This window comes from Rhodanobacter sp. C01, from assembly GCF_002001045.1.
Classification (GTDB): Bacteria; Pseudomonadota; Gammaproteobacteria; order Xanthomonadales; family Rhodanobacteraceae; genus Rhodanobacter.
This window is the reverse complement of sequence record NZ_MUNR01000012.1, coordinates 460532-473273: the sequence shown is the minus strand read 5'-3', so window position 1 is coordinate 473273 and position 12742 is coordinate 460532. Positions and strand designations below refer to the sequence as shown.

At 63.9% G+C, this 12742-nt stretch carries 15 protein-coding genes; 13 read left to right on the top strand and 2 right to left on the bottom strand.

Annotation, left to right across the window (positions count from 1 at the left end; translation table 11 throughout):
• Window positions 1-2: 2 nt before the first annotated feature.
• Window positions 3-602 (bottom strand): Maf family nucleotide pyrophosphatase, encoded by a 600-nt coding sequence (locus B0E50_RS13750; protein WP_077441858.1) that lies wholly within the window; start codon window positions 600-602, stop codon window positions 3-5.
• Window positions 599-1054: a hypothetical protein gene (locus B0E50_RS13745; protein WP_077441857.1), complete on the bottom strand. Its 456-nt coding sequence runs from the start codon at window positions 1052-1054 to the stop codon at window positions 599-601. The genes B0E50_RS13750 and B0E50_RS13745 overlap by 4 nt, the downstream gene beginning before the upstream one ends.
• Before the next feature lie 184 nt (window positions 1055-1238).
• On the opposite strand from B0E50_RS13745, the gene B0E50_RS13740 reads away from it, so the two are divergent.
• From B0E50_RS13740 to B0E50_RS13680, 13 genes are all read left to right on the top strand, one after another.
• Window positions 1239-1718, top strand: coding sequence for a YceD family protein (locus tag B0E50_RS13740; RefSeq protein ID WP_077442016.1), 480 nt, complete (start codon window positions 1239-1241; stop codon window positions 1716-1718).
• An 83-nt stretch (window positions 1719-1801) separates the two neighbouring features.
• A complete protein-coding gene (gene rpmF / locus B0E50_RS13735) occupies window positions 1802-1996 on the top strand; it encodes a 50S ribosomal protein L32 (RefSeq protein WP_077441856.1) in 195 nt (64 codons plus the stop codon).
• Between the two features lie 153 nt (window positions 1997-2149).
• Window positions 2150-3124 carry a beta-ketoacyl-ACP synthase III gene (locus B0E50_RS13730; protein WP_077441855.1) on the top strand — a complete coding sequence of 325 codons (975 nt, stop codon included), beginning with the start codon at window positions 2150-2152 and terminating at the stop codon, window positions 3122-3124.
• Window positions 3125-3266: 142 nt separating this feature from the next.
• Entirely contained in the window at window positions 3267-4214 is a 948-nt protein-coding gene (gene fabD, locus B0E50_RS13725) for an ACP S-malonyltransferase (protein ID WP_077442015.1), read from the top strand.
• Window positions 4215-4270: 56 nt separating this feature from the next.
• Window positions 4271-5014 carry a 3-oxoacyl-ACP reductase FabG gene (gene fabG, locus B0E50_RS13720; RefSeq protein WP_077441854.1) on the top strand — a complete coding sequence of 248 codons (744 nt, stop codon included), beginning with the start codon at window positions 4271-4273 and terminating at the stop codon, window positions 5012-5014.
• A gap of 202 nt (window positions 5015-5216) precedes the next feature.
• Window positions 5217-5456: an acyl carrier protein gene (gene acpP, locus B0E50_RS13715; RefSeq protein WP_007805185.1), complete on the top strand. Its 240-nt coding sequence runs from the start codon at window positions 5217-5219 to the stop codon at window positions 5454-5456.
• A gap of 236 nt (window positions 5457-5692) precedes the next feature.
• Window positions 5693-6931 (top strand): beta-ketoacyl-ACP synthase II, encoded by a 1239-nt coding sequence (fabF, locus tag B0E50_RS13710; RefSeq protein ID WP_077441853.1) that lies wholly within the window; start codon window positions 5693-5695, stop codon window positions 6929-6931.
• Window positions 6932-6945: 14 nt separating this feature from the next.
• On the top strand, window positions 6946-8292 hold the full coding sequence (locus tag B0E50_RS13705) for an aminodeoxychorismate synthase component I (protein ID WP_077441852.1): 1347 nt from the start codon (window positions 6946-6948) through the stop codon (window positions 8290-8292).
• Window positions 8292-9119, top strand: a complete 828-nt coding sequence (pabC, locus tag B0E50_RS13700) for an aminodeoxychorismate lyase (RefSeq protein WP_077441851.1) — start codon at window positions 8292-8294, stop codon at window positions 9117-9119. The genes B0E50_RS13705 and pabC overlap by 1 nt, the downstream gene beginning before the upstream one ends.
• Window positions 9116-10147: an endolytic transglycosylase MltG gene (gene mltG / locus B0E50_RS13695; RefSeq protein WP_077441850.1), complete on the top strand. Its 1032-nt coding sequence runs from the start codon at window positions 9116-9118 to the stop codon at window positions 10145-10147. Before pabC ends, mltG begins: the two co-directional genes overlap by 4 nt.
• Window positions 10144-10782, top strand: coding sequence for a dTMP kinase (gene tmk / locus B0E50_RS13690; protein WP_077441849.1), 639 nt, complete (start codon window positions 10144-10146; stop codon window positions 10780-10782). The genes mltG and tmk overlap by 4 nt, the downstream gene beginning before the upstream one ends.
• Window positions 10779-11714 (top strand): DNA polymerase III subunit delta', encoded by a 936-nt coding sequence (gene holB / locus B0E50_RS13685; protein ID WP_077441848.1) that lies wholly within the window; start codon window positions 10779-10781, stop codon window positions 11712-11714. Before tmk ends, holB begins: the two co-directional genes overlap by 4 nt.
• An 11-nt stretch (window positions 11715-11725) precedes the next feature.
• Window positions 11726-12685, top strand: coding sequence for a PIG-L family deacetylase (locus tag B0E50_RS13680; protein WP_139350873.1), 960 nt, complete (start codon window positions 11726-11728; stop codon window positions 12683-12685).
• The last annotated feature ends 57 nt before the right edge of the window (window positions 12686-12742 follow it).

Below are 12742 nucleotides of genomic sequence, written 5' to 3'. Positions count from 1 at the left end.
TCCTATGGCAGTTCCATGCCGGCTTCGCGCAGCAACCGCACCAGCGCAATCAGCGGCAACCCGATCAGCGCGGTGGGATCATGGTTGTCGATCGACTCGAACAGGCTGATGCCGAGGCCCTCGCACTTGAAGCTTCCGGCGCAGTCGAGCGGCTGTTCGTGTTCGATGTAGCGCATGATTTCCGCCGCGTTCAATTCACGGAAGCGCACGCGGGTGTGGTCGACATGGGTGTATCGACGGCCATGGCGGGTATCCAGCAGGCATAACGCCGTGTGGAAGTGCACCTCTCGGCCGGAACTGGCGGTGAGCTGAGCATGGGCATGTTCGGCGGTTCCGGGCTTGTCGAGGATCCGGCCATCGAGCTCGGCAACCTGGTCGGAGCCGATCACCAGCGCGTCATGCCGCTCGCTGGCAGCAGCTTCGGCCTTGGCGATTGCCAGTCGCAGTGCGCGTGCGACCGCGGCCTCGCCAGCCAGCGCGGTTTCATCAGTGCCGGGTGCGCACTGTTCGAAATCCACGACCAGCCGGCGCAGCAGTTCGGCGCGGTAGCGCGAAGTGGAGCCCAGTACCAGCCTGGGTGCCATCGGAGCTGTCGGGATCATGTATCGGATTCGCGCCGTATATGCTCGCGCATGGCGCTGTTCAGGTCGCTCTGGGCCTGGGTAAGTGCCTGCAGCAGGGGCTGCAGCCGATCCCGGGTGCCACGCATCGAGGCGGCTGCTTCGTCCAGTTCATGCTGGCTTGCTTGTGCCGAGCGGTCGCGAATCCACAGCCGTTGCTGCAGGAGGGCCCGCAGACCACCGTCGATGGCATGCCGGGCATCTTGTTCGCTGGCGGCGGGCAGGTCGGGATTGAGCGACATCACGGCATGAGCCTGTTGCAGGCCGGATCGACAGGTCTTGAGGTCCGTTTCCAGCCGGTCGGCCAGATCAAGCAGGTTTCGCAAACTATGGCTGCGCTGCGCCTGGCGCCGGCGCATGAACAGTGTCCAGCCAACACCGGCAACCAGCAACAGCAGCAGCACGGCGAAGCCGAGCATCGAGTAGTCATTCACAAATGGCAGCTCAGGCAATGAAGGGATTCAGTCTGCCGCATCCGGGCCGGATCAGGCAAAATAGGCGCATCCGGCAGCTGTTCCATGGCTTGGGAGAGTCGTGCCAGTTGACTTGGGACGGCTTCAAACCTAATATTTCGCGATTATGTCCGTGACACTGCCAGAGTCCGTGGACGCTTGGCGCATGGTCTCGGCGCGGCGTTCGTTCGAGGGAATGCTGCCCATCGCCGCCATGTCACGCCTGTGCGAGGCACTGGCAAGCACCGATGGGACGGCGCAGTTCGAACTGGATTTCGGACGCGACAACCTGGGTACGGACTATCTCGATGTTCGCGCGCAGGCTTCGCTCACGCTGGTCTGTCAACGCACGCTGGAACCGTTTGTACTGCCGCTGGCGGTGAACACCCGGCTCGGGCTGATCAGGCAGGAGCGCGATGAGGCCGGCTTGCCGCCTGATTGCGAACCGCTGCTGGTGGCCGAGGATGGCCGGTTGAAACCAGCGGATGTCATCGAAGATGAATTGTTGTTGGCGCTGCCGCTGATTCCGGTCAACCCGGACAGCAGCCTGCCCGACGAAGTGACGGGCCACGAGCCGGAAGAGGATTCCACCGGTGAAGGGCGCTCCGAAAATCCGTTCGCGGTGTTGCGCGAACTGAAGAAGTAAACGCCGATCCGGTTCAATCGATCCGGATCATGTCGACTCAGAATATCTAGTCTCAATCATCAAGTTTCAGCTGGAGAACTACCATGGCAGTTGCCAAGAGCCGCCGTACCCCGTCCACCCGCGGCATGCGTCGTTCGCACGACGCGCTGAAGACCGTGCAGCTGTCCACCGATCCGACCAGTGGCGAAGTGCATCTGCGCCATCACGTCACCAAGGATGGCTACTACCGCGGCAAGAAAGTGATCGAAACCAAGGGTGCGGTGTCGGTCGAGGATTGATCGGTTCCGCGGAATCCTCCGGATTCCTGCGATACGATCATGCAGGCGGCGCGGCGACGCGCCGTTTTGCGTTCATGCACGCCGGAACGTAACGTGTGGCGGTACATCGCCGACTACGGCGTTCAATCCTCTGTTTCGTTGATGGATAGCTGAATGTCCCAGATCTACTCCCGCATCATCGCCACCGGTAGTGCGCTCCCCGAGCGCGTGGTCACCAACGTCGATCTGGAAAAGATCGTCGACACCAGCGACGAGTGGATCCACACCCGCACTGGCATCCGTCAGCGCCATATTGCCGCGGATGGCGAGACCACTGGCGACCTGGCCTTTCAGGCGGCGCTGAATGCGCTGGAAGCAGCGGGCGTCAAGGCTTCCGAACTTGATCTGATCGTGGTCGGTACCACCACGCCGGACATCATCTTTCCGTCCACCGCCTGTCTGGTACAGCATCGTCTGGGTGCCAATGGCTGTGCGGCGTTCGACGTGAATGCGGCCTGTTCCGGTTTCGTGTATGCGCTGGGCGTTGCCGACAAGTTCATCAAGAGCGGGCAGTCGAGGAAGGTGCTGGTGATCGGTGCCGAGACACTGACCCGGATGGTCGACTGGACCGAGCGTGAAACCTGTGTGCTGTTCGGCGATGGTGCCGGTGCCGTGGTGCTGGAAGCTTCCAGCGAACCGGGCATTTATGCCACCTGCCTGCATGCCGATGGCGGTTTCAAGCATCTGCTGTACAACCCGGTGGGCGTCTCGGTCGGCTTCAAGGACGAGCCCAACCATGGCGTGCGCATCAAGATGTCCGGCCGTGAAGTGTTCAAGGTCGCGGTGAAGACGCTCGACTCGCTGGTCGAGGAAACCCTGCAGGCTGCCGGCATGGTCGAGTCGGACATCGACTGGCTGATCCCGCATCAGGCGAACCTGCGCATCATCGAAGCGACCGCCAAGCGACTGAAGATGTCGATGGAGCGGGTCATTGTCACGGTCGACAAGCACGCCAATACTTCGTCCGGTTCGGTGCCGCTGGCGCTTGATTACGCGGTGCGTTCGGGCAAGGTGCAGCGTGGCCAGAACCTGTTGCTGGAAGCGTTCGGCGGCGGCTTCACCTGGGCCTCAGCGTTGCTGCGCTACTGAGTCGCCTTGGTTCAAGCTTTCTCGACGATGCCGCCTTCAGGCGGCATCGTGCTTTTCCGTCCCGCAAAAATAACGAATACAGCTGCGTATGGGCGGCGATGCTGGCACCATGGCGGTTTTCGTCGACAGGATCTGCGCATCCATGAGTTCAACCTCTGCTTCGCTCGCTTTCGTTTTCCCCGGTCAGGGTTCGCAGTCGCTCGGCATGCTGGCCGAACTGGCTGCCGCACATGCCGAAGTCCAGGCGACGTTTGCTGAGGCCTCGCAGGGCGCTGGACTCGATCTGTGGAACTTGAGCGCGCACGGACCGGAAGACCAGCTCAACCGCACCGAGAACACCCAGCCGGCACTGCTCGCCGCGAGCGTGGCGGTGTGGCGGGTCTGGCAGAAGCTGGGTGGTGTGCAACCGGCGCAGTTGTCCGGTCACAGCCTGGGCGAATACAGCGCGTTGGTCTGTGCTGGTGCACTGTCGTTGCATGACGCGGCGGCGTTGGTGGCTGAACGAGGCCGGCTGATGCAGGCAGCCGTGCCGGCCGGCGTCGGCGCGATGGCGGCGATCCTCGGTGGTGACGACGCGCAGATTGCTGCCGTGTGCGAGGAAGTCGCGCAGGGGCAGGTCGTGTCGCCGGCCAACTTCAATTCGCCCGGTCAGCTGGTGATCGCCGGCAATGCCGAGGCGGTCGATCGCGCGCTGGCACGGCTCGCCGAGCTGGGTGTGAAGAAGGCGATCAAGCTGGCCGTCTCGGTGCCATCGCATTGCGCATTGATGCGCGAGGCGGCCGACCGATTGGGTGAGCGGATGGCATCCATCGACTGGCAGTTGCCGCGCATTCCGGTAGTGCAGAACGCCGAGGCACGCAGCTACGACACGGTCGAGGAGATTCGTGGCGCGTTGCAGCGCCAGCTGTACCTGCCGGTGCGCTGGACCGAGTGCGTGCAGGCGCTGGCTGCGGGTGGGGCTACCCGCATCGCGGAGTGTGGCCCTGGCAAGGTGCTGAGCGGCCTGATCAAGCGCATCGACAAGACGTTCGAGGCGCGCGCGATCGGTGCGCCGACCGAACTGGATGCTGCGCTCGCCGAGTGGGCGTGACCTTCCCGCGACACGCATGATTTCTTCTATTGATTGAATGTCAGGAACCTCTACAGATGAGCAACCCACTGCAAGGTGAAATCGCGCTGGTCACCGGCGCCAGCCGCGGTATCGGTGCGGCGATTGCCGACGAACTGGCGGCGATGGGCGCCACCGTGATCGGCACCGCGACCAGCGAAAGCGGTGCTGCGGCGATCGGTGATCGACTGGCGGCACATGGTGGCCATGGTCGCGTGCTGAATGTCACCGACAGCGCCGCGGTCGACGCGCTGGTCGACAGCATCGCGAAGGAATTCGGCGCGGTGTCGATCCTTGTCAACAATGCCGGCATCACCCGCGACCAGCTGTTGATGCGCATGCGCGAAGAAGACTGGAACGTCATCCTCGACACCAACCTCAGCTCGGTTTACCGCACCTCCAAGGCGGTGATGCGCGGGATGATGAAGGCGCGCAAGGGCCGCATCATCTCGATCGCCTCGGTGATCGGACTCACCGGCAATCCGGGCCAAGCGAATTACGCGGCGGCGAAGGCCGGCATCATCGCGTTCTCCAAGTCGCTGGCGCGCGAAATCGGCACGCGCGGGATCACCGTCAATGTGGTTGCGCCGGGCTTCATCGATACCGACATGACCCGCGCGTTGCCCGAAGAGTCGAAGCAGGCGCTGCTCGGCCAGATCGCCCTGGGCCGGCTCGGTGAGGTAGCGGACATCGCCAAGGCGGTGGGTTTCCTGGCTTCGCCAGCGGCGGCCTACATCACGGGCGAAACCCTGCACGTCAACGGTGGCATGTATATGCCGTAGGGCCTGCGCAGGCAGTTGTCGCCAGCGGGCTCGTTTTAGGCGACAATTGCCCTTTCGCGTCGGTCCCCCAGGGACCGTGCGCTCTGGTATCACCGGTGGATCGTGGCGGCCTCGCGGTTTAGCCACTACAATGCGGCCGGCCTTTTGCAGGCAACTAGCGCCGGCACAGACAAACAATTACACCTTGAGAGGTATGGGCAACATGAGCACCATCGAAGAGCGCGTCAAGAAAATCGTCATCGAGCAGTTGGGCGTGAAGGAAGATGAAGTCACGGCGAACGCTTCGTTCGTGGACGATCTGGGCGCAGATTCGCTGGACACGGTGGAACTGGTGATGGCGCTCGAGGAAGAGTTCGAGACCGAGATTCCCGACGAAGACGCTGAGAAGATCACCACCGTGCAGCAGGCTGTTGATTACATCAAGGCCCACTCCAAGGATTGATCGGTACGCCATTGATCGCTGTGCGCCTGACTGGCCGGCACTCTGCGGGCCAGTCGATCCACACAGCGATAACGAATGCTGCGCCTTTTTGGCGCAGTTTTCGTTTCTGCAATTTGTAACGTCCGACCCCGTATGGTGCGCAGGATGCGCCCTGTCGAGGTGGGTGACGTATCTACGATCCGTGCTGCAAGGCATCTGCCTGCGGCGGGTTTACGGAATCACGAAGGAAGATCAGCATGAGCAAGCGACGTGTGGTAGTGACCGGCATGGGCATCATCTCGCCGGTCGGCAACGAACTCGCCACCGCCTGGGAGCGTGTCCTGAAGGGCATCAGCGGAATCGGCCCGGTCACCCATTTCGACACCTCCGCTTATTCCACGCGCATTGCCGGCCAGGTCAGCGGTTTCGACCCGGCACAGTGGATGCCGGTGAAGGACGTCAAGAAGATGGACCCGTTCATCCACTACGGCGTGGCAGCGGGTACCCAGGCCTTGCGCGACTCCGGACTGGAAGTGACCGAGGCAAACGCACCGCGCATCGGTGTGGCCGTCGGCGCCGGTATCGGCGGTCTGTACACGATCGAAGCCACCACGCTTGAGCTGGCCGCCAAGGGCCCGCGCCGGGTGTCGCCGTTCTACGTGCCCAGCTCGATCATCAACATGGCCTCGGGCCAGCTCTCGATCATGTTCGGCCTGAAAGGTCCGAACATCGCCTGCGTCACCGCATGCACCACGGGCGCGCACAACATTGGTCTGGCCGCGCGAATGATCCAGTACGGCGATGCCGACGCGATGATCGCCGGCGGCGCCGAGTTCGCCACCACAGGTACCGCGATGGCGGGCTTCTGCTCGGCCAAGGCGATGTCCACCCGCAACGACGAGCCGACCAAGGCCAGCCGCCCGTGGGACAAGGATCGCGACGGTTTCGTGCTGTCCGACGGTGCTGGCGTGCTGATGCTGGAAGAATACGAACACGCCAAGGCCCGCGGCGCGCGCATCTACGCCGAGCTGGTCGGTTTCGGCATGAGCGGCGACGCGTTCCACATGACCGCGCCGAGTGAGGGTGGCGAAGGCGCAGCACGCTGCATGCAGACCGCGCTGAACGATGCCGGCCTCAATCCTACCGACGTGCAGTACGTCAACGCACACGGCACCTCCACGCCGCTCGGCGATCTGGGCGAAGTGATGGCGGCGAAGAAGGTGTTCGGTGATCACGCCTACAAGCTGGCGATGAGCTCGACCAAATCGACCACCGGCCATCTGCTCGGTGCAGCCGGTGGCGTCGAGGCCATCTTCAGCATCCTGGCCCTGCGCGACCAGGTACTGCCACCGACGATCAACCTGGACGAGCCAAGCGAAGGCTGCGATCTGGACTTTGTGCCGCATATCGCACGCGAAGCGAAGCTCGACGTGGTGATCTCCAACTCGTTCGGCTTTGGCGGCACCAACGGCACGCTGGCATTCCGTCGCGTTTGACTGATCGATCAGGCGTGACCTGCCATCGGCGTACCTTGGCCGGCCGGCGCGATTTGCTCGCGCCGGCCGCTTCGTTTCCGGAACGTTATCCGTGTCTGCTCGAAAGCGTGGTGCGCGGTACTGCGCAATCGCGTTACGACATCTTGTTCGCGTTTCCGGGTGATCGGCTCACGCTGCACGCGGACGGTCGTTTGTGTGATGGCGCAGGCAATGCACGTGCAGGGCGCTTTCTCGATACGCTGGACGCAGCCTGGCAAGCCGAACGATTGCCGCCAGACAACGATGAGCTGCCGTTCCATGGTGGCTGGGTCTTGCTGTTGGCGTACGAACTGGCTGGCGAGATCGAGCCAAGGCTGAAGCTGCGACCGCCATCGGCGTTGCCGGTGGCACTGGCAGTGCGCTGCCCAGCGGCGGTGATCGTCGATCATGCGCGGGATTGCACGATCCTTCTTGCCGAATCCGGGCATGAGGATCTGCTTGATGCGCTGGAGTCGGATCTTGCTGCCGCACCGCCGATCCCGTCATTGCCGGTGCTGGTCGCCTGGGATGAGGACGCGCCGCAACGCTTCCTCGACGGCGTGAACCGTATCCACGATCACTTGCACGCTGGCGATATTTTCCAGGTGAACCTGTCACGAGCCTGGCGGGCACGTTACGCGCAGATGCCTACGCCGGCCACGTTGTATGACGTGCTGCGCCGGGCCAATCCGGCGCCGTTTGCCGGCCTGTTGCAGCAACCAGGATGGTCGGTGGTGAGTTCCTCGCCGGAACGGCTGGTCGAAGTGCGCCGTGGCGTGGCGCAGACCCGGCCGATCGCCGGTACGCGGCCACGGCTGCCGGGTGATGATGAGCTGGCACGCATCCGTGAATTGAGCGCGCATCCCAAGGAGCGCGCCGAACATGTGATGCTGATCGACCTGGAGCGCAACGACCTCGGTCGCGTCTGCGTGCCGGGTACGGTCGAGGTCGACGAATTGATGGCGGTGGAGAGTTATGCCCACGTTCACCACATTGTCTCCAATGTACGAGGCCGACTGCGTGCCGAAGTGACGCCCGGTGAAGTCATTGCCGCCACCTTTCCCGGCGGTACCATCACCGGTTGTCCCAAGGTGCGCTGCATGGAAATCATTGCCGCACTGGAAGATGCGCCGCGTGGCGCCTATACCGGCGCGCTGGGCTACCTCGATCGCAACGGTGACCTCGACTTGAACATCCTGATCCGCACCCTGACCCTGATCGGCAATGAAGTCAGCCTGCGTGCGGGTGCTGGCATCGTCGCTGATTCGCTGGCCGCGCTGGAACTGGATGAAACCCGCGCCAAGGCCCGTGGGCTATTGCATGCGCTGGGAGTACCGGACTGATGGCCGCGCGCATGCTGATCGACGGCGCGCCGGCCGATCAGGTTCCGGCACTGGATCGCGGCCTGGCCTATGGCGATGGCCTGTTCGAGAGCATCCGTTTCGTCGGTGCCGTGGCACCCCTGTGGCCGCGCCATATGCGGCGACTTGACGAAAGCTGCGCACGCCTGCGGATACCGGTGCCCGATACGGTGCAGTTGTGGCGCGAAGCCTTGGTCGCCATCCACGACATGCCGCAGTCGGTGCTGCGCATCACGGTCACTCGTGGTGTCGGCGAGCGCGGTTATGCGTTGCCGGCATTGCCGCGACCGATGCGTGTGGTGGCGGCCTTCGCACCGCCGCAGGTCGTGGATTCGGCGTATGTGCACGGCGTGCGCATGCGTGTCTGCGATCTCCGTTTGGCCGAACAGCCGCTGTTGGCAGGTATGAAACATCTGAACCGGCTTGAACAGGTGCTGGCGCGTGCCGAATGGAACGATCCGGCGATCGCCGAGGGTGTGCTCTGCGATAGTCACGACCGGGTGATTTCGGCGACCATGGCCAACCTGTTTGCGGTGGTCGATGGTGTACTCCTGACGCCGGCACTCGATCGCTGCGGTGTGGCTGGCGTGGCCCGTGCCGAAGTGCTGGCGACCTATCCGCAGGCACAGGTGGGCGAACTGACACTGGATGCGTTGCTGGGCGCGAGCGAGGTCTTTCTTAGCTCGAGCGTGCGCGGCATCGTGCCGGTACATTCACTGGGTGAGCAGTCGTATGCGCCAGGCGCACTCACGCGCCAGCTGCAACTGCACTGGCACAATCTCGGTTTTTCGATGGAGCAGGACGGATGAGTCACCGATCGATACGCGGACGCGCATGGCCATGGGTGCTGCTTGTGCTGTTGGCGATCGCCGGTGCGCTTTTGTATGGCTGGAATGACTTCAACCGTTTCAGCAATGCGCCGCTGCAGGTGACTGCGCAGGGGGAGAGCATCGATATCGGTCGCGGCACCAGCTTCAGGAACATCGTCGGTGAGCTGAGCCAGCGCAAGCTGAGCACGGTCAATCCGCTGTACTGGCGACTGCTGGCCGAGCAGATGCGCGTGGCCGGCAAGCTGCATGCCGGTGAGTACGCACTGGCCGTCGGCATCACGCCGCGCCAGCTGCTCGCCAACATGGCGGCCGGCAAGGTGCTGCAGCGCAATTTTACCATCGTCGACGGCTGGACCTTCGCGGATCTGCGCCAGGCGCTGGCCAAGGCCGACAAGCTTGATCACAACAGTGCCAGTCTGGACGATGCAACGATCATGCAGAAGATCGGTGCTCCCGGTGAAGCGCCGGAAGGGCGCTTCCTGCCGGAGACCTATGCCTATGTGAAAGGCGACAGCGATCTGGACATCCTCAAGCGCGCGCACGCCGACATGCTCAGGACGCTCGATGCGCTATGGCCTGCCCGTGACAAGGATTTGCCTTTGGCCACGCCGTACGATGCACTGATCCTGGCCTCGATCGTGGAAAAGGAAACTGGTCGCGCCGATGAGCGTGCACGGATCGCCGGCGTGTTCGTGCGGCGCCTGGAAAATCACATGTTGCTGCAGACCGACCCCAGCGTGATCTACGGTATGGGTGCGAGCTACACCGGCAATATCCACAAGACCGATCTCACCACCGACACGCCTTACAACACCTATACCCGACCGGGTCTGCCGCCGACGCCGATCGCGCTGCCGGGCAAGCCGGCGCTGCTGGCGGCCCTGCACCCGGCGCCCGGCACCGACCTCTATTTTGTTGCCCGTGGTGACGGCGCCCATGCGTTTTCCAGCACGCTGGAGGAACACAATCGTAACGTCGACTGTTACCAGCGGAAACATTGTCCATGAGCGCGGTACGCGGAAAATTCATCAGCCTCGAAGGTGGCGAGGGTGCCGGCAAGAGCACCCTGCTGGCCGGGCTGCGGGAATGCATCGAACAGCATGGCATCGCCCTGGTGCAGACACGCGAACCCGGCGGTACCCGGGTCGGTGAAGCCGTGCGCGCCATCGTGCTTGATCCGGAACGGCGCGAGTTGGCTGCCGAGACTGAATTGCTGCTGATGTTTGCTTCGCGCGCGCAATTGGTGCGCGAAGTGATCGAGCCAGCCCTGCATGCGGGCCAGTGGGTGCTGTGCGACCGTTTTGCCGACGCCAGCTACGCCTATCAGGGCGGCGGCCGCGGCCAGCCGGAATCGCGCATCGCCGAGCTGGAACAGTGGGCCTGTGCCGGCGTCAAGCCGGATCTGACCCTGTTGCTCGATCTGTCGGTGGCGACCGGGCGTGCCCGGGCGGCTGGCCGTGGCGATGCCGACCGCATCGAGGTGGAGGCCGACAGTTTCTTCGAGCGCGTGCGCACGACGTACCGTGAGCGCGCTGCTGCCGAGCCGGCTCGTTTCCGCATGATCGATGCCAGCCAGTCGCCAGCGGCTGTGCTGAAGGCGGCGCTGGCCGCGTTGGCTCATCTGTTCGAGGCAACCGCATGAGCGCGATGCCCTGGCATGCGGAGCACTGGCAACGCTTGCAGGCACGGCGCCAGCGCGACGCGCTGCCGCATGCGTTGTTGCTGTGCGGGCCAGCCGGTCTCGGCAAGCGTGCATTCGCCCAGCGCTTCGTCCGCGGGTTGTTGTGCGAGCGACCGATCGACGGTGATGCTTGTGGCAATTGCCGCAGCTGCCTGCTGGCGATGGCCGGTACGCATCCGGATGTGATCGCGTCGAGCCTGGGCCTGCGCAAGGACGGCGTGCAGCGCAGCGAGATCGTGGTCGAGCAGATCCGTGAATTGTCGGCGCGGCTGGCCATGCGCAGCCAGTTCGGTGGCTGGCAGGTAGCCACGATCGATCCAGCCGACGCGATGAATACCGCGGCCGCCAACGCCTTGCTGAAGACGCTGGAGGAGCCATCGGAGCAGACCATGCTGCTGCTGCTCGCCGATGCGCCATGGCGGATGCCGCAGACCATCCGCAGTCGTTGCCAGCGGATCGAGTTTCAGTTGCCGGCAACCGCCGAAGCATTGGCATGGTTGCAGGCTGAAGGTGTCCACGAGGCTTCAGTTGCACTGACTGCTGCGAGCGGCAATCCCGGCCAGGCACGCGCCTGGGCCCAGGAGGGCGCACTCGATCGGCGGCTGGAAGTACGCAAGGATCTCGCTGCGCTGGCCGCTGGTCGCGGCCAGCCGACCGAGGTGGTCAAGCGCTGGCTGGACAGCGAGCCGGCACAGCGGTTGTGGTTTGCGGCCCAGGCCACCGCGGATGAAATCAAGGCGCGAGCTACCGCAAGTACCGGGCCGTTGGCCAGTGCACTGGACGTCGAGGCACTGGGTCATTGGTACAACGCGGCCAATCGCACCCGCGAAGGGCTGCGCGGTCCGCTGCGCGGCGATCTGTTGTTGCTGGAACTGCTGGCGCAATGGCGCTGACCGAAGCTGCCATGCGCGCACTGCGGGGGGCGGCAATACCCGGGTTGCCACCATTTTCCGAAAAGACCCGCTTGCTGGTGGTGGCGCCGCATCCGGATGACGAAACCATCGCCACCGGCCTGCTGATCCAGCAGGTACGTGCAGCCGGCGGTGACGTCCGGATCCTGCTGCTGACCCGCGGTGACAACAATCCGTGGCCACAACGCTGGCTGGAACGGCGTTTGCGAATTGGTGATGCCGATCGGCGACGCTGGGGGCAGCGTCGCCATGCGGAGATGCTGCAGGCGCTGCAGCGGCTCGGGTTGCCGGCGTCGGCGCTGGAAAGCATGGGCTGGCCCGACATGGGTCTTGCCGACTGTCTGCTGCAGCCAGATGCTGTGGCTGTGTCTTTGCTGGCTGCGGCGATAAGCCGATTCCGCCCCGATCTGATCGCGTTGCCCTCGATCGACGATCGTCATCCCGATCATGGTGCCGCGCATGTGCTGGTTCGATTGGCCCTGGCGCGACAGTCCGATGCGCCGCGATTGCTGACCTACCTGGTGCATGGTCAGGCCCGTGACGCCGGATTCATCGAACTTGGCAGTCCACCTGGGCAAGTGGCGACCAAGCAGATGGCACTCACGGCGCACGGCAGCCAGATGGCCTTGAGCGGTCGTCGCATGCGCCTGCTGGCTGCGCGGCCCGAGCGTTATGCTGCGCCGGCGTCATCATCGCCGGTGCTGCCGTGGCGGCCACCCTTCTGGTTGCTGCCGTGGTTGCGCCTGAGCCTGGTCAGCACGATGGGTGCACAGAGTTGGCGTTGGCATGATGCGCCGCTGTCGCGTGACTCCCGTGGTGATTACTGGGTCTCGCCAGCGCATGGCATGGCCGGCCAGCCGCAGTTCGCCAGGCTGGCATCAACCCTGCAGTCACCATGGATATTCGATCACTGGGGCTGGTGCGAATTGCAGGTCGATCAACCACGCGCATGATTCCGCTCTTGCATAGGTCGATGGACAGGGCTAGCTTGACGGAAAGGGGAATCAGGG